Raw genomic sequence first — 14,803 nt, 5'->3', positions numbered from 1 at the left:
CTCGGCTCGCTAAGGTGGGCCGAGCCAACCCGAGGGAGCGACCATGACCGATCAGGAAGGTGCCGACTGGATTCCGGCCGGCGCGGATCTCTCCCGGCCCAGTGCGGCGCGGATCTACGACTACCTTCTCGGCGGGGACCACAACCTCGCCCCCGATCGAGATGTTGCCCGGAAGCTCACGGCCATCCAGCCCCGAGTCGCCGGTGTCGCCCGGCGGAACCGGGCCTTCCTCGGGCGGGTCGTGCGGTTCATGCTCGACCAAGGCGTCCGGCAGTTCCTCGACCTCGGCTCCGGCATCCCCACCGTCGGCAATGTGCACGAAGTAGCCCAGGAAGTCGATCCGCTGGCCAGGGTCGTCTACGTCGACTACGAACCCGTTGCCGTTGCGCACAGCCGGATGCTTCTCAAAGACAACCCCCGCGCCGAAGCCCTTGAAGCCGACGCAACGAACGCAGCAGCCGTTCTGCAGTCCGAGACAGCCAAACGGCTCCTCGACTTCGACCAGCCCGTCGGGCTGCTGGCCATCACCCTGGGCCACTACCTGCCCGAAGTCCGCGGGGTCTTCGCCGCCTATCGGGATGCCCTTCCGCGCGGGAGCTACTTCGCCCTCACCCATCTCACCAACGACTTCGCCGTCCTCAGTGATCCGCGGATTGCCGAGACCATGCGCTCCACGCAAGACAACATCTACCCGCGGACGAAAGACGAGGTCCTTGCCCTTCTCGACGGCTTCGAACTTGTCGAACCCGGGCTGACCACCTCGGCGAACTGGCGGCCCGATCGGCTCGCCGGCGTGGTCGATCCTCAAGAGGACGGGTTGTACGCCGGGGTGGGGGTCAAACTCCGGTGTCCTGAGTCGTTGGTTCAGCGCCAGACTGGGTTGTGGTGATGCCGAGTCCGAAGCCGGCGCCACTGACCCTGTCCGACGACGAACGTCGAACGCTGGAGGGTCGGACCCGGCGCAGGACGACCGCGCAGGCGCTGGCGTTGCGGGCCCGGATCGTGCTGGCTTGCGCCGAGGGCGGATCGAACACCGAGGTGGCCGGGCAATTGAACCTGGACCGTCACACGGTGACCCAATGGCTGACGCGGTTCGTGGCCGACCGGTTGGACGGCCTGAGCGACGAGCCGCGGCCGTCGGCACCAGGAACTCCTCGGGTTCCTGCACACCATCGACAAGAACGTGCCCGCCGAGCTGGACGTGCACGTCGTGCTGGGCAACCTGGCCACCCGCAAACACCAGCGGTGAAAACCTGGCTGCTCAAACATCCGGGTGATTCTGGGACCAGTCGATGAAAACCCGGCCGGTCCGCTGGTTCTTCGCCATGACCGCGGTGACCGGCTCCGGGTGCCGCGGGCAAGCTGCTGGGCGAGCCTCTTGGCGTAGGCCGACGGCGCCGCCGGGTCGTCGGTCGTGATCGCGGCGTAGAGCTCAGTTCGAGCGTGGCCATGTTCGCCGCCCACACCAGCGCCGGCAGCTCCTCCAGCAGCGCGTAGTCGATCGTGCCTTCGCCGGGGCCGGCGCGGGAGCCCGTGCTGGGCAGCGCGACGGTGGGCAGCCAGTCCGGGGCGCCGTGGGGGACGTTCTTCTCGAAGAACTGCTGCTTCCCGTCGCCAACGCCGTCGGGGAACCGGATGAACCTGACTGGGCGGCCGGCGAGATGCGGCAGAAGAACCTCGGCGATGCGGGAGTGGTAGTTGATCACCTCGCCCTTGGTGAATCCCGACGGATAGAGCTGTTTGTCGAGGTTGGACAGGGTGAGGCGCCGGTTTCCGGCCTGCACGGCGACCTTCGGGCCGATCGGTGCCGGCGCGGTCGCAGGTGGGTCTGGCCCATTCGTGCGCGCTGCCGGCAACGGCAGGGCCGACGACGGTGCCAACCCACGCCGGCAAGGGTGCATTGAGATCTTTCCCCGGGGATCAGAGCGTGCTGCAGCAGAGGCGACCCCGGAATGCTCAGCAACCCGAAAGGTGAACGGCAAGCCAGTCGGTGTGACGGTGTCTCAGTGCGTCGCGGTCCCACGCATGCGGAAGGTGCCGGTGCGCGCACCCATGCGGCCGGTCCGTGCCGACCACGGCTGAAGGAGGTCAGGTGTTCCGCAACCACAGGCGCAGTACCCGCGCCACCGTCACGGTGCTCGCCGCGGCGGCCCTGCTCGCGGTCCCCGCGTTCACCGCCGGCAGCAGTGCCGCCGTCGATCCGGGCCTCGCGCCGTGGCTGGACGCCCGCCGCCCGGTGCCGGCGCGGGTGGAGGCCCTGCTGCACGCGATGACGCTGCCGGAAAAGGTCGGCCAGATGGACCAGCAGCTGGTCACCACGCTGACCGACCCGAACGGCACGACGTGCGGGAACAACGGCTTCAACCTGCCCAATCCCGAGTGCCTGCGGAAGATCCTGGTCGACGCCCACGTCGGCTCGGTTCTCGCGAGCGGTACCGACAATCCGGTCGACACCACGGGCAAGGGCGGGGTGGGCAACACCGGCTACGACTGGGCCACCGAGTACAACATCATCCAGCAGTTCGCGATCAAGAACTCGCGCCTGCACCTCCCGGTGGTGTTCGGCGTCGACGCGGTACACGGCTTCGGCCACCCGTGGCAGGCGCCGCTGTTCCCGCAGTCCATCGGCATGGGCGCCACCTGGGATCCCGCGCTCGCCCAGGCCGGTGGCAAGGTGACCGCGGACGCCCTGCGCGCCACCGGCTGGAACTGGAACTTCGCACCGGCCCAGGACATCGCGCGGGACAACCGGTGGGGCCGCACCTACGAGACGTGGGCCGAGCAACCGGCCCTGGCGGCCGCGATGGGTGCCGCGAACATCAAGGGGATGCAGGCGCCCGGCAAGCGCGGTGAGCTGAACGTCAGCGCGACGGTCAAGCAATTCGCCGGCTACTCGCAACCCGTCAACGGCCACGACCGGGCCGCGGCGCTGCTCCCCATGAACTACCTGCAGACGACGATCCTGCCGCCGTACGCGGCCGGGATCGACGCGGGCTCCGGGGCGGTGATGGCCAGCTCCGGTTCGATCAACGGCGTTCCCGCCACCGCATCGCACCACCTGCTGACCGACATCCTGCGCGACCAGCTGCACTTCCCGGGCGTCGTGATCAGCGACTACCAGGACGTCTCCGCCTTGCAGACCGCCTACCACATCGCGGCGGATCTCCCGGGTGCCATCGCCGCCGCCGTGAACGCGGGCGTCGACATGAGCACGCAGGTCTTCGACCCGGCGGGGTGGCAGGCCGCGATCCTGCAGGCCGTCGACACGGGCAAGATTTCGCACGCGCGGATCGACCAAGCCGTGCGGCGCATCCTCACGCTGAAGTTCCGGCTCGGCCTGTTCGACCAGCCGTGCGTGGCCGACCCGGCGAAACCGTGCGTCGACGCGAACGCCGCCGACGCCGCCGTCACCGCGGGCCGCGAGCAGACGCTGAAGGCCGCGCGGGAGTCGATCACCTTGCTTCGCAATGAGAACAACGCGCTGCCGTTGCCGGCAGGCGCGAAGGTCGTGGTGACGGGCCCGAGCGCGGACTCGATGACCGACCAGCTCGGCGGCTGGAGCGTGAGCTGGCAGGGCGTGGCGGGTGCCGGGCACGTGTGCTGCATGGGTCCCGAGAACCAGATCCCGCCGGGCACCACCGTGCTGGACGGCATCCGGGCGGCGGACCCGGCCGCGGTCTACGCGCCGGACCAGGCCGGCGCCGTCGCGGCCGCGGCGGACACCAGTGCCTATGTGGCGGTGGTGGGTGAGAAGGCCTATGCGGAAGGGCTCGGCGATAACCCGGCGCCCGCCCTGGCGCCCGACCAGCAGGCCCTCATCGCGGCACTGGAGGCGACCGGCAAGCCGGTGATCGTCGTGGTTGTCGCGGGCCGTCCGGTCGGGCTGGGCCCGGCGGGGAAGGCGAACGCGGTGCTGATGGCCTACCAGGGCAGCACGGAAGCCGGCACGGCGGTGGCGGATGTGTTGTTCGGCAAGACGAATCCCGCGGGCAAACTGCCGATCAGCTGGCCGTCCGACGCGCCGGCCGTCGCCGGTGACTTCGCCGGCACGGCGCCGTCCCCGCTGGGGGACCAGCCGAAGTTCTTCGACCAGCTGCCCAGCACCGCCTACGGTCCGGGCAACGCGTACAACCCGCAATTCCCGTTCGGCTACGGCCTCTCGTACACGACGTTCACCCACACGAACCTGGCGATGACGCAGAACGTCGCGCGCGACGGCACGGCCACCGCGACGTTCACCGTCACCAACACCGGAACCCGCGCCGGCACCGACATCGTGCCGGTGTACGTGGCACAACCGGTGAGCCCGGTGGTCGTCCCGCCGCAACGGCTGGTCGGCTTCGCGCGGGTGACGCTCGACCCGGGCCGGTCACAGGTGGTGCGCGTGTCGTTCCCGGCGGCCACGCTGGCCGAAAGCGCGCCGGACATCGACGCGTCCGGCCCGCCCGCCGTGGTGCCGGGCAGTTACGTGGTGCAGCTGAACAAGAACGAGACGACACCGTACACGGTGGACGTGTCGGCGCCGTTCGTGATCCAGTAGCGCTCGCCGGTCCACCCGGTCGGAGCGTGCCGCAGCCGACTTCCTCTCGATCCGGTCGCTGCGCCAGGAAGCCGCCGAAGCGCAGAACGACACGAGCAAGGAGAACAGCTTCCGGCAGTACCGGCTCACCCAGTGGGTGCAGCGGGCGCACCGCTGGATGCCGATGCACCTCTACCGCCGGTGCGCGGGCACCGTCGCCCCGGCGCCGGATCGGCTGCGCGCCGACCTGGCCGGCCGCCGGGCCTGCGGCGGACTCGATCTCGCGGCCGAGCTCGACATGACCGCGTCGTCACTGCTCGTGCCGGACGGCCTCGACGGCGTGCCCTCGATGCTCTGGCGGTTCTGGCTGCCGTCGAGGTCCGCCACCCGGCCGCCGTCTCCTACCTGGAGCACCGGACCTCGAGCGGCTGACGCACGCCCGGTCGCGCTACGCGCGGTCGGCCCGGACCACGAGCGTCCGCGCCACCAGGTCGCCGATCCGCTGCCGCCGCCTGGTCGCCACGATGCTGACGACGGCCACAAGTCCGAGCAGCAGCCCGTCGACCGTGAGGAGCACCCACCGGATCAGGTAGGCGCGCGCCCTGGGCTGCCCCCCGCGCAGGGTCTGCACCCGCAGACCCATGACCAGCATCCCCGGGGTGACCCCGCCCCGGCGCACCGGAACCCAAATCTGGATGACGATGTCGCAGGCGTAGGTGACCGCGAGGAACGCGATCGCCGGTCCCCACAGGATGAGCTTCGGTGGCGCGAAACCCCACTGCACCAACGGAATGGCGACCAGACCGGCGCCGAGCGCGGCGAACACCCCCACGCCGACGGCAAGAGCCCAGTCCAGTACCGCTTGGACCACCCGGCGCGCGGCCATCCCCCACCGCTGTGCCGGTTCACCCGCGCGGTCGGTGGCCGGCGGTTCCGGTGAAGTGGTCACCGCGCTGACAGCACACTCGGCGAGTCTTCCACACCGGTCAACCATCGCCGTCAGCCGAGCGAAGCCCGAGCTTGCGCTGCACGCTCGCCAGGTGCGTCTTGACCGTCGACAGCGAAACGCGCAGGTCGTCGGCGATCTCCGCGTTGGTCCGGCCCCTCGCGACCGCGAGCACGACGTCGGACTCCCGGTCGGTCAGGAGAGCCGGCGTCCCTTCCGCGCGTCGCCGGGCCTTTTCGGTGAACCGGGCCAGCAGGCGCACCGTCACCGACGGCGACACCATCGCCTCGCCGTTGGCCGCGGCGCGCACCGCGTCGACCAGCACGCGCGGCCCGGCGTCCTTGAGCAGGAACCCGGAGGCGCCGCCGAGCAAGGCGGCGTAGACGTTCTCGTCGGCGTCGTAGGTCGTCACCACCACAACCTTCAGAGGGTCGACCACGGCCGGTCCGGCCAGCAGCTCGGTCGCCCGCAGACCGTCCACTCCGGGCATCCGGATGTCCATCAGCGTCACGTCGGGCCGCAACCGCCGCGCCAGCCGGACCGCGGTCTCCCCGTCGGCGGCCTCGGCGATCACCTCGATGCCCGGCGCGGCGTCGAGCACCAGCCGGAAACCGGTGCGCACCATCACCTGGTCGTCGGCCACCAGTACCCGGATGCTCATCAGATCCCCCGCGGCAACGCGTCGAAGGGAGCGTCTTCGCCGCCGAGCGGCAAGCGGGCCGCGACCCGCCACCGCGAGCCCGCCTCGGGCCCCGCGGTCAGGGTGCCGCCCAGCATGGCCAGCCGCTCGGTCATGCCGATGATCCCGAACCCGCCGGGCGACGGCAGCGGAGTCGCGGGCACGCCGTCGTTCCGGATCTCCAGCACCAGCTCGTCGGCCTCGACGCGCGCGGAGACCGCCACTTCGGTCGCCGCCGGCGCGTGCCGCCGGGCGTTGGTCAGCGCCTCGGTCACCACGCGGTGGATCGTCGTGGCCAGCTGGGCCGGCACCGGAAGCTGGTCCAGCTCCTCGGCGATGTCGGCTCGTGCGAAGGAGCCGGTGGCCGCGCGCACCACGTCACCGAGGGCGGCGCCGGCCGGTGGCGGCACACCTTCGGTGTCCCGCAACATGCCGACGAGCCGGCGCGCGGCGGCCAGCGCCGCGCTACCGGCCTCCTCGATCTCGCGGTAGACCGCGGCGTGGTTGTCCGCATCGGCCTTGGCCTCGGTGATCGCGCGGGCGGCCTGCACGCGTACGACGATCCCGCTGACGTGGTGGGACACCAGGTCGTGCAGCTCCCTGGCCAGCTGCAGCCGTTCCTGGCCGCGCACCCGCTCCAGCGCGTCGCGTTCCCGGCCGTCCGCCGCCCGCAGGATGAGCCCGACCCCGAGGCAGGCGCCCCAGTACGCCGCGGCCGCCACGGCCAGCAGCGCCTCCGGGAGGTCCGGTCGATAGCGCAGCAACGGCGCCGCGATCATCACGACGCCCAGCGCCGGTGCCAGCGCGGCCGCGCGTCTCGGTTCGAGCTTGCGACCGGCCGAGGCAGCGAGCACCCCGGTCGCGACGATTTCGGCGATCGGCGGCTGGCTCCGCGCGCCGGTGATGCTCGGCACAACCGTGCCGAGCACCGACAGCGCGGCGACGACGCTCCCCAGGACGCCGATGTGGCGGGGGAAGCGCCGCCGCAGCACGACCAACACCGGGACAGCCGTGCCGGTGGACACCAGCCCGCCCAGCGGGGCGGCCCAGCCGGTTCCACCCCCGGGCCCGCGCAAGGCCAGCAGCACGTCGGCGACCATCGCCGCGACGAGCACCACGATCTCGGTGCCGAGCATGCCGCGCCGGGCTCGGGCTCCCGTTCCGCGCATGGCTGTCATGATCCACCGGCCGGGATCAGCCCGCGCGCCGGGCTCCGGCGATGTAGCGGTTGGACGGTGGCAGGTAGCTGACCACGGTCGCGACGACCGCGACCCCGCAGCTGACGTAGCCCGCCCACGACGGTTCCGTGGTCAGCAGTGAAGCGCCCTGGAGCAGGGTGAACACGGTGAGCGTGACGCGGGCCCAGTTGCGTCCGGCCTTCAGCTTGAACGACAGCCACAGGTAGACCAGCGCGATGACCACGGCGATGGCGACCGGGACGGCCTGCGCGACCAGGGTGAGCCGGTCGAGCTGGTCCTGCGTCATCGACGGGTTGGTGCGGCGCAGGGCCGCCGCGATTTCGTCGCGCGCGCTCAGGACGAGCAGCCCGCCGGCGATCGCGGAGACCGTGGACACGAGGAAGCCGAAGAAAGCGGCGATGATCGTGCCGGGCGGGTTCGCCCGGACCGTTTCGGTAGTCATACCGGGAAGCTAGGTCCCGCGGCGGCCCGGCACCCGCTGAGTCGCGCCCCTCTCGTACTTTCGGCCGAGGAAAATCTCATGCTCGACCACCGCGCGCAGCCAGCCGAACAGCGCCGTGCCGGGCGGATCGGTGGCCCGCACCCGGACGGCCAGCGCACAGAGCGCGCGGATGCGCTCCCATACACCGCGTCGATCAGCTGCTGCCGGGTCGGGAAGTGCCGGTACAGCGTCGCGTTGCCCACCCCGGCCGCGCGCGCGATGTCGTCGAGGGACGCACCCGCCCCCTCGGGGTTGAACGCGGTTTCGGCGGCCACCAGCAGGTTCTGACGGTCGCGCCAGGCGTCGGCGCGCAGCCGCGGGTCGGGCATCGGAGCACCTCTTGCCGATTCGGGGACTAACCCCGTATCGCACCGGGGAGCAAACGGGAATGGTCCCCGTTACGCGCAAGGAGGACACTCGGGTGACGACCCCATCGTTGAGCCCACCGAGGTGAACCGGGTGATCCTCGCCGCCCGCGCCGCCGGCGACTTCGACACGGCGTCGGTCGGGATTGCCACGGGTGAGCCACCCGCGTCGAGCGCTCGCCGATGCAGGTCGTCAACGCTGTGGACCTCCATGTTGTCCCCCGGGGCTCGTGGCGATGCCGAAGAACTCACTGCCCACGCGGGCCGAGCTGAACCCGATCCGCGCGCCGGCGGCCTCCACTTCGATCTGGTGGGGCTCGCCACGCGAAGGGAAGCGGAACTTTTCGGGAATTCCGAGCCCCCGGAAGAACGCGGCGCAGCGCTCCACGTCATCGCACCACAGGTTCACTTGGACAGCGTCGAAGTCCGCCACGCCCGTACGCTATTGCGCACGAGCCCCCCGGCCACAACTTTTACGCCGTGGCCCCGTGCCGCAGTGAGCCCCGGAAAGCCGGGCCGTCGAAGCGCATCAGCTCGTCGACCACTTCGCCCGTGACCGGGTGCCCGGCGATCCGCTCTCTGGCGCCCTCGGTGAGCAGCACCGCCCGGCACGCGTTCACGATGAGGCCCGCGGTGGCCAGTTAACCGGCGAAGACGAGCTCGACGCCGTCGCCCGGCCGGCCGGGGGAACCGTGGACCAGGCGGCTGATGAACGAATCTCCCGGCTCGGCCGCGACCGCCGAAAGCAGCGCCTCGAGGTAGTCCCGCAGCTGCTTCCCCTCCGGCGTCACCGCGGTGTGCGCTCTCGTCGACGGAGCACCCCGATCGACACCAGAGGCGCGCCCGGGAGACCGACGTGAAGGAGCTCGCAGCCATCCCGCGGCTCGTTGGCCGGCGACTGGCGTCAGGTTTTTCGATCCTCCTCCGCAGGCCTGTTCTCGCCGAAACCGGTGACCACGTCGGCACATGCCAACGGCGTCCGTCCGATGGGTCCATTCCCCGACGTCGAGGAACTCCCCGAATTCGACCAGGAGTGACTTCCACGGGTTGTTCTCCTGTGCGTCAGCGAAGAACCCGTAGTACGGATTCCGGAGATCCCCATAGGCACGGCGGGCATGCTCGAGCAGCTCCTCCGACCGGTCGTCCTTCCCTAGTGCCGTGGCGAACCGTGCATTGCCTTCTCAGGGTGCGTGCTGACGCGCACAGTCCACTGCCACTTGCCCTTCGAAGTACGACCAACAGGGTACGGCAGTCGGAGTTTCCGGATATGCGGCTGCCCCTTCTTGGCCTGGCGGCGCTCTACGAGCAGGAGCCGGACTGGGCGCACGCCGCGCTCGGCTTCGGACCCCGACTCGGTCTGCTGCAGCGCGCGAGGGCGATCGGTCCCGTCCAGATGCCACAGCGGTAACGCCGAAGCGGTCGGCTTCGACCATTTCCCGGCCCCCGCGCACCCGGCCGGTCGTCGTCCCCCCGCAAGGCCGCGGTGATGGTGCCGCCGGACGACGCGTTCGCTCACCTCGCGCCGGTAGCCAGTCTGTCCACTGTGGTCGGTCCGCACCCTGGCTCCAGCGACTTGTCGGACAGCTCCTGGCCCGGCAGCTCGACGAGCTGGACCAGCGCGCCGGCGTCGGCGGTGCTGTGCTGAGCCAGCTCGGTGAAGAAGTGCGCCACGTGGCCGGTGGCCAGGTGCGCCCGGAACGCCTCGGTGTCGGCGTAGATTTCGTACAGGTGGAAAACGCCCGGCTGCGCGGCGTCCCGGAAGGACCGGAACTCGACGCAGCCCGGCTCCTGCCGGACCGCCGCGGTGAGCGTCGCGATCGCCGCCGCGAGCTCGTCCTCGTGTCCGGGGATCGCCCGGACGACGGCTACCATCGGCCGCTCGCCGGGCGGGAGGTCGTCGGCGACCTCGGGCATGTATCGGCGCTCGCTCACGGGACCACCACGGGGGTTCCGGGCAGGACCATGCGGACTTCGGTCTCCGGGGCGAGCCGAGCCACGGCGTCGGCGTAGTGCCGTGGGTCCTGGTCGCCCTTGGTGATCAGCTTGTCACCCATGCGTCCACTGTGGAACGCGTAGTGGTGCGGGATGGCCATCGCCGGCTTCAGCGCGGCCGTCAGCCCGGCGGCTTCTTCGGCGTCCATGACGACCTGGGTGAGGTTCATCGGCCGGATGCACAGGCCGTTGGTCGGCAGGATGGCCAGGTCGACGGGGCCGAACCGGTCCGGGATGGTGTCCAGCTCCGGGACGCGCAACGAGTCGCCGCCGAAGAAGACCGTGCGCCCGCCCGCCTGGAGGACGAAGGTGACTTCGTGGACGCCGTGCTTGCCGGGCGCGGCGGTCACCGTCAGGTCCCCCACCGTCGCGGCTTCCCATGCCTCGACGACGCGGACGTCGCCAAACCCCTTGCCCCGCGCGATGGTCGCTACCGTGCCCGGGCCGATCAGCGGCGTGCCGAGGTCGAACCCGCCGTCGACGAGCGCGTCGAGGTCGCAGTGGTCGTAGTGCTCGTGGGTGACGACGACCGCGTCGATCCGCCCGAGCGACCCGACGGTCGCGGCGACCGGTTCGCCTTGGTAGTAGGTCGGGGTCTGGGTGAACCACGGGTCGGTGAGGACGCGGCTGCCCCCGATTTCGATCAATTGGCAGGCGTGCCCGATCCGGGTCACGGTCAACGAAGTGGTCATGCCTGCTCCCCGAGGTCGAGCAGCGCGCCCAGCAGTTCTTCGGGCGTTTCGAGCTGCGGCAGGTGGCCGGTGCGCGGGAGCAGGGTGAAGGCCGACATCGGGATCGCCGCGGCGTAGGCCTTGCCGTAGTCGGGGTCGACGATGCGGTCGCTCTCGCCCCACACCACGTGCACGGGGAGGTCGAGGCCGCCGAGCCGGCTCGCGAGCGTCGGGTCGGACATGCTCGGGCCGGTGTAGCCGATGAGTGCCTGGATGTCCGGGCTGGGCCCGGTGCCGCCGCCCGGCGGGACGGGCGCCTTCGCCGGGTCGTGCCAGGAGAGCGCGCGGATTTCGTCGACGCTCAGGCCGCTGACGTCGGTCGGCGGGTGGCTGTCGACCTCGATGCCGATGCCGTCGATGATCACCGCGCCGCTGACGCGCGGGCTCTCCTGCAGGGCGATCTCGGCGGCGAGCCAGCCGCCGAAGGAGTTGCCGATCACCGTCACGTCGGTGAGGTCCAGCTCTTCCAGCAGTGCGACGTACAGGCGTGCCAGCTCGGCCACGCCGGTGAGGCTTTCGGACTTGGGGGTGCCGCCGAAGCCCGGATGGGTGGGCAGCAGCACCCGGGCGTGGGTGCGTTCGGCGAGGAGGTCGGCGAAGCCGGACATCGTCGCGGCCCCGCCTCCGCCGTGCAGCAGCAGGTACGGGCGCGTGCGGTCGCGGTCTTCGACGGTCACTTCGACCGGGCCGAGGGTGTGGGTTTCGGTGCGGGTGGGCCGCAGCGAGCCGGCGGCGGGGAACGTGGTCATGTCAGCAACCTTATATAAGGTTGCTGATGTAAGCAACCTGTCTTTCGTGAGTTACAGTGAGGCCCATGAAGTACCACCCGGGCGAAGTCTCGCTGGCCGTCAAGCGTCTGCAGCACCGGCACCACCGCGCACTGAGCCGCGCGCTGGCGCCGTTGGGCCTTTCCCTCGTGCAGTGGGACACCCTGCGCCACCTGCACCGCAAGCCGGACGCGTCGCTGCACGACCTGGCCGTGCTGACGTTCCAAACCGACCAGTCCTTCGGCTCGCTGGCGACGCGGATGGCCGAGCGGGGCCTGATCGAACGCGTCCCGGGACCGGGCCGGGCAGTGCGGCACCGGCTCACCGAAAAGGGCGCGCGACTGCGGGCTGAAGGGCAGGAGCTCGTCGACCAGGTCGTCGAGTCCTCGTTCCGGGACCTGTCACCGGCCCAGGTCGACGCGCTGGGCGACCTGCTGGCCATCGCGCTGGGGCCCGATCCGACCGCTTAGCCGGCGGCCCGCCACACCCCGGAGCAGTGCCGACGGCAGGAGCTCTCGGCGGCGCCCGACGGCCACGATGTTCCAGAGCGTCGTCACGAACCCGGGCAGCGGCAGGAAGGCTGGCTCAACGGTCTCGTCCACTACGACCGCGAGTACCACCTCTTCGCGCGCCCATGAACATCCGCCGCCGGCCCTCGGCCCTCGACGCGAAGAAGGCCCCGGTCGATGCCCTGGCCGGTCCCCCAGACCAGCGAGTACAACCGCTGCTCGGAGACGACCTGGTTGGCCTGCAACAGCAACGCGGCCAGTACGGCCCGCGGCTTCGGCCCGCCAAGGGGAACGGGCCGGCCGCCCAGGATGGCGGCGACCGGCCCGAGAACCTGATACTTCATGCGTTACGAGGTCGGCAGCTGCCGGTCGTAGAACCGCACCGCCCCGTTGGTGTTCCGGAACGCGATCAGCCAGGACTGCCCGTTGGAGTTCACATACGGCGTCGTGGCCGGATCCGTCGCGGCCGGATCGGTCGCCGCGATCGTCTTCGTCCAGTCGCCCCAGGCGTTGCTCCCGGTCGCGGTCTCCCAGACGTGGTAGATCTCGTTGTCCGTGCCGCGGACGACGAGCGCCACGCGGCCCAGCGCCGGGTCCAGGATCGCCGAGGGCGCACCGGCCGAGACGAAGTTCCCGATCGCGGTGTAGTCCGCGGGCCAGGAACCGTCGCCGTTCTGCAGCTTCGACACGATCGTGCCGTCGGCGCCGCGGACGAACACCTGCAGCAGGTAGCCGGGGCGCACGACGACCGCGGGCTGCCCGGACAGTCCGGAGCCGCCGAGATCGGTCCACGCCGACAGGCTGCCGTCGTTGTAGTACTCGATCGTCTTCAGCGCGCCGGCGCCGTTCAGGCCGAACACCCGCACCCCGTCGCGAACCTGGACCACGGACAGCGTCGCGGTCAGGTTCTGGTCACCAAGGCTGCGCCAGAACGGCACGGAGCCGGACTGCGCGTACGCCCAGAGCTTGCCGTCGACATCCACGGCGAATTCCACGACGGTCCCGTCGGCGAGCTTCGACGTCACCGGCGCCGAAGCCATGGAACCGCCGAAGTCGGACCACGCGTTCCACGCCGGCCCGCCCGCCGTGGTCTGGCTGTCCGTCCAGATGTCGCTGTCGGAGTACTGCGCCGCCACCTGGATGCGGCCATCGGACAGCTGGGTGAGCGTCGGCTGCCCGGAGAACGCCTCGTTCCCGGAGATCACCGTCCACTGCACCGAACCGAAGTTGTCCACATCGGACTGGTGGCCGTAGACGACCCGGCCCGCATTGTCCACATAGGAGTATTCGAGGGTGCCGACGGTGGCGCCCGCGACCGGAGCCGCCTGCATCGCCGTGATCCGCGTGTTCTGCGCGACCGGCACGCCCGGCAGCGGGTCGGCGTACCAGCCCTGCAGGTCGGCGATCAGGTGGACGGTGCCCGCGCTGGTGTTGCGGACGCGGATCTTGCCGTCCGTGCCCGGCTTGAGCACCACCATGTTGTCACGCCAGTTCCCCGCCTCGAAGTCCATGACGGACAACACCGATGGTTCGGTCGTACCGACCGGCCACGCCTTGAGATACCCGGCCTTTTGCGGGCTCACCACGATCAGGTTCAGTGCCGCACCTTCGATGCCACGGGTCGGCAGCCCCTTGGTGCCGCCCACCTGGATGTCGAGCGTGGCGTTCGCGGCGATCGGCAGCCCGGCACCGACGGAACGCGTGTCAAGCACCCGGCCGGCCACCTGCCGGTAGCCGGCGCCCTGCGTCGAACTCGACGAGTAGTAGCCGTCCACAGCGACGATCAGGTCGACGGCGGCACTGCCCTTGTTGGTGAAGGTGACCTGCCCGCTCGCCGGCAGGCTCAGCACGGCACCCGACTGGGTGGAGCCGGTCTCGTAGTTGAACACCGGCCGCGCGGTGCCGCCGGCAGGCGACACCGCCAGCCAGCCCGCGGCCGTCGCGCCCGGCACGGTCAGGTTCACCGATGCCGCCGCCGCTCCCGCCGGCACCAGGCTGCCGGTGATGGTCACCGTGCGCGTGGCACCCGCCGCGATCTTGCCGGTCGACGTGCCCGTCCCGTTGCGGGTGTCGATCACCCGGGTGTGCGTCACCGGGAAGAACCCGCCACCCGTCGTCCCCTGCTCCGCTTTGTAGTAGCCCTGCACTTCGACTGTGACGTCGGTCTTGCCTGCCGAGTTGTACAGCGACAGCTTGCCGTTGCTGCCGACCTTCACCACGGCCGTGTTCGAGATCTGCTCGCCGGCGGCCGCGGAGACCATGGTCAGGGTCGGGCGGGTGGCGCCGTCCGGCCACAGCTCGGCCCAGGTGGCCACGGTCGGCTTGATCAGCGACACCCGGACCAGCACCGCGCCGACACCCGTGGCGGGCACGGCGCCGACACCCAGCACGGGGAAGTCCACCGTGGCGGCGGCGCCGACCTCGGTGCTGATCCCGCCGGTGCCGTTGCGGGTGTCGAGCACCACCGGTGTCGACGGCAGCGGCACGTAGTCGCCACCGTGCCCGGCCGCGTCCGCGTGCGCCGCGGGGGCGTGCGGCGCCGTGGTCACGGCGGTGAGCGCGACCAGCGCCGCCAGTGCCACTGTCATCTTTCTGAGCACTGCTTTTCTCCTTGT

18 protein-coding genes and 2 pseudogenes are annotated in these 14,803 nt (G+C 70.9%); 4 read left to right on the top strand and 16 right to left on the bottom strand.

The features are described from left to right. Positions 1-43: 43 nt before the first annotated feature. Together ACFVYA_RS30175 and ACFVYA_RS30170 are read left to right on the top strand one after the other, a co-directional pair. The gene (locus ACFVYA_RS30175; RefSeq protein WP_387049785.1) at positions 44-889 is read left to right on the top strand and encodes an SAM-dependent methyltransferase; all 846 of its coding nucleotides are present in this window, start codon (positions 44-46) and stop codon (positions 887-889) included. Next, a pseudogene (locus ACFVYA_RS30170) lies at positions 889-1,161 on the top strand (transposase); the annotation flags it as partial. The gene ACFVYA_RS30175 and the pseudogene ACFVYA_RS30170, both read left to right, overlap by 1 nt. A gap of 100 nt (positions 1,162-1,261) precedes the next feature. Here the strand turns inward: ACFVYA_RS30170 and ACFVYA_RS30165 are convergent. After that, positions 1,262-1,327, bottom strand: a complete 66-nt coding sequence (locus ACFVYA_RS30165; RefSeq protein WP_387049815.1) for a hypothetical protein — start codon at positions 1,325-1,327, stop codon at positions 1,262-1,264. Between the two features lie 154 nt (positions 1,328-1,481). Beyond that, positions 1,482-1,901 (bottom strand): annotated as a pseudogene (locus ACFVYA_RS30160) (DNA ligase D); the annotation flags it as partial. A gap of 191 nt (positions 1,902-2,092) precedes the next feature. Between ACFVYA_RS30160 and ACFVYA_RS30155 the strand changes: the two are divergent. Further along, on the top strand, positions 2,093-4,540 hold the full coding sequence (locus ACFVYA_RS30155) for a glycoside hydrolase family 3 N-terminal domain-containing protein (RefSeq protein ID WP_387049783.1): 2,448 nt from the start codon (positions 2,093-2,095) through the stop codon (positions 4,538-4,540). A 171-nt stretch (positions 4,541-4,711) separates the two neighbouring features. Here the strand turns inward: ACFVYA_RS30155 and ACFVYA_RS30150 are convergent, their stop codons facing one another. The 12 genes from ACFVYA_RS30150 to ACFVYA_RS30095 all read right to left on the bottom strand — a co-directional run bounded on the left by ACFVYA_RS30150 (position 4,712) and on the right by ACFVYA_RS30095 (position 11,661). Continuing rightward, entirely contained in the window at positions 4,712-4,933 is a 222-nt protein-coding gene (locus tag ACFVYA_RS30150; protein ID WP_387049781.1) for a hypothetical protein, read from the bottom strand. 34 nt (positions 4,934-4,967) lie between these two features. Further along, positions 4,968-5,468: an RDD family protein gene (locus ACFVYA_RS30145; protein ID WP_387049779.1), complete on the bottom strand. Its 501-nt coding sequence runs from the start codon at positions 5,466-5,468 to the stop codon at positions 4,968-4,970. A 37-nt stretch (positions 5,469-5,505) separates the two neighbouring features. Continuing rightward, a complete protein-coding gene (locus ACFVYA_RS30140; protein ID WP_387049778.1) occupies positions 5,506-6,126 on the bottom strand; it encodes a response regulator in 621 nt (206 codons plus the stop codon). Next, entirely contained in the window at positions 6,126-7,313 is a 1,188-nt protein-coding gene (locus ACFVYA_RS30135) for a sensor histidine kinase (protein ID WP_387049777.1), read from the bottom strand. Before ACFVYA_RS30135 ends, ACFVYA_RS30140 begins: the two co-directional genes overlap by 1 nt. A gap of 25 nt (positions 7,314-7,338) precedes the next feature. Next, on the bottom strand, positions 7,339-7,785 hold the full coding sequence (locus ACFVYA_RS30130; protein ID WP_387049776.1) for a hypothetical protein: 447 nt from the start codon (positions 7,783-7,785) through the stop codon (positions 7,339-7,341). Continuing rightward, positions 7,782-8,153 (bottom strand): TetR/AcrR family transcriptional regulator, encoded by a 372-nt coding sequence (locus ACFVYA_RS30125; protein WP_387049774.1) that lies wholly within the window; start codon positions 8,151-8,153, stop codon positions 7,782-7,784. The genes ACFVYA_RS30130 and ACFVYA_RS30125 overlap by 4 nt, the downstream gene beginning before the upstream one ends. A 229-nt stretch (positions 8,154-8,382) precedes the next feature. Continuing rightward, a complete protein-coding gene (locus tag ACFVYA_RS30120; RefSeq protein ID WP_387049773.1) occupies positions 8,383-8,622 on the bottom strand; it encodes a hypothetical protein in 240 nt (79 codons plus the stop codon). A 40-nt stretch (positions 8,623-8,662) separates the two neighbouring features. Beyond that, the gene (locus tag ACFVYA_RS30115; RefSeq protein WP_387049771.1) at positions 8,663-8,809 is read right to left on the bottom strand and encodes a hypothetical protein; all 147 of its coding nucleotides are present in this window, start codon (positions 8,807-8,809) and stop codon (positions 8,663-8,665) included. 21 nt (positions 8,810-8,830) lie between these two features. Then, positions 8,831-8,980 carry a hypothetical protein gene (locus ACFVYA_RS30110; protein ID WP_387049769.1) on the bottom strand — a complete coding sequence of 50 codons (150 nt, stop codon included), beginning with the start codon at positions 8,978-8,980 and terminating at the stop codon, positions 8,831-8,833. A gap of 721 nt (positions 8,981-9,701) precedes the next feature. Further along, positions 9,702-10,121, bottom strand: a complete 420-nt coding sequence (locus ACFVYA_RS30105) for a putative quinol monooxygenase (RefSeq protein ID WP_387049767.1) — start codon at positions 10,119-10,121, stop codon at positions 9,702-9,704. Next, a complete protein-coding gene (locus ACFVYA_RS30100; RefSeq protein ID WP_387049765.1) occupies positions 10,118-10,873 on the bottom strand; it encodes an MBL fold metallo-hydrolase in 756 nt (251 codons plus the stop codon). Before ACFVYA_RS30100 ends, ACFVYA_RS30105 begins: the two co-directional genes overlap by 4 nt. After that, entirely contained in the window at positions 10,870-11,661 is a 792-nt protein-coding gene (locus ACFVYA_RS30095; protein WP_387049763.1) for an alpha/beta fold hydrolase, read from the bottom strand. Before ACFVYA_RS30095 ends, ACFVYA_RS30100 begins: the two co-directional genes overlap by 4 nt. 65 nt (positions 11,662-11,726) lie before the next feature. Between ACFVYA_RS30095 and ACFVYA_RS30090 the strand changes: the two genes are divergently transcribed. Next, positions 11,727-12,149, top strand: coding sequence for a MarR family winged helix-turn-helix transcriptional regulator (locus tag ACFVYA_RS30090; protein ID WP_387049761.1), 423 nt, complete (start codon positions 11,727-11,729; stop codon positions 12,147-12,149). Between the two features lie 131 nt (positions 12,150-12,280). On the opposite strand, the gene ACFVYA_RS30085 is transcribed toward ACFVYA_RS30090, so the two are convergent. Next, complete coding sequence (locus ACFVYA_RS30085) at positions 12,281-12,532, bottom strand: hypothetical protein (RefSeq protein ID WP_387049760.1); 252 nt, start codon at positions 12,530-12,532, stop codon at positions 12,281-12,283. 3 nt (positions 12,533-12,535) lie between these two features. Further along, positions 12,536-14,788 (bottom strand): hypothetical protein, encoded by a 2,253-nt coding sequence (locus ACFVYA_RS30080; protein WP_387049758.1) that lies wholly within the window; start codon positions 14,786-14,788, stop codon positions 12,536-12,538. Between the last annotated feature and the right edge of the window lie 15 nt (positions 14,789-14,803).

Source organism: Amycolatopsis sp. NPDC058278 (assembly GCF_042881395.1).
Lineage (GTDB): Bacteria > Actinomycetota > Actinomycetes > Mycobacteriales > Pseudonocardiaceae > Amycolatopsis.
Note: the sequence above shows the minus strand (reverse complement) of the source record. Positions and strands in the feature narration are given on the sequence as shown.

Excerpts from the sequence above, each read along its gene's own strand:
- ACFVYA_RS30175 (WP_387049785.1), top strand. The coding sequence starts at position 44 with ATGACCGATCAGGAAGGTGCCGACTGGATTCCGGCCGGCGCGGATCTC.
- ACFVYA_RS30140 (WP_387049778.1), bottom strand. The coding sequence starts at position 6,126 with ATGAGCATCCGGGTACTGGTGGCCGACGACCAGGTGATGGTGCGCACC.
- ACFVYA_RS30135 (WP_387049777.1), bottom strand. The coding sequence starts at position 7,313 with ATGCGCGGAACGGGAGCCCGAGCCCGGCGCGGCATGCTCGGCACCGAG.
- ACFVYA_RS30130 (WP_387049776.1), bottom strand. The coding sequence starts at position 7,785 with ATGACTACCGAAACGGTCCGGGCGAACCCGCCCGGCACGATCATCGCC.
- ACFVYA_RS30125 (WP_387049774.1), bottom strand. The coding sequence starts at position 8,153 with ATGCCCGACCCGCGGCTGCGCGCCGACGCCTGGCGCGACCGTCAGAAC.
- ACFVYA_RS30100 (WP_387049765.1), bottom strand. The coding sequence starts at position 10,873 with ATGACCACTTCGTTGACCGTGACCCGGATCGGGCACGCCTGCCAATTG.
- ACFVYA_RS30095 (WP_387049763.1), bottom strand. The coding sequence starts at position 11,661 with ATGACCACGTTCCCCGCCGCCGGCTCGCTGCGGCCCACCCGCACCGAA.
- ACFVYA_RS30090 (WP_387049761.1), top strand. The coding sequence starts at position 11,727 with ATGAAGTACCACCCGGGCGAAGTCTCGCTGGCCGTCAAGCGTCTGCAG.
- ACFVYA_RS30085 (WP_387049760.1), bottom strand. The coding sequence starts at position 12,532 with ATGAAGTATCAGGTTCTCGGGCCGGTCGCCGCCATCCTGGGCGGCCGG.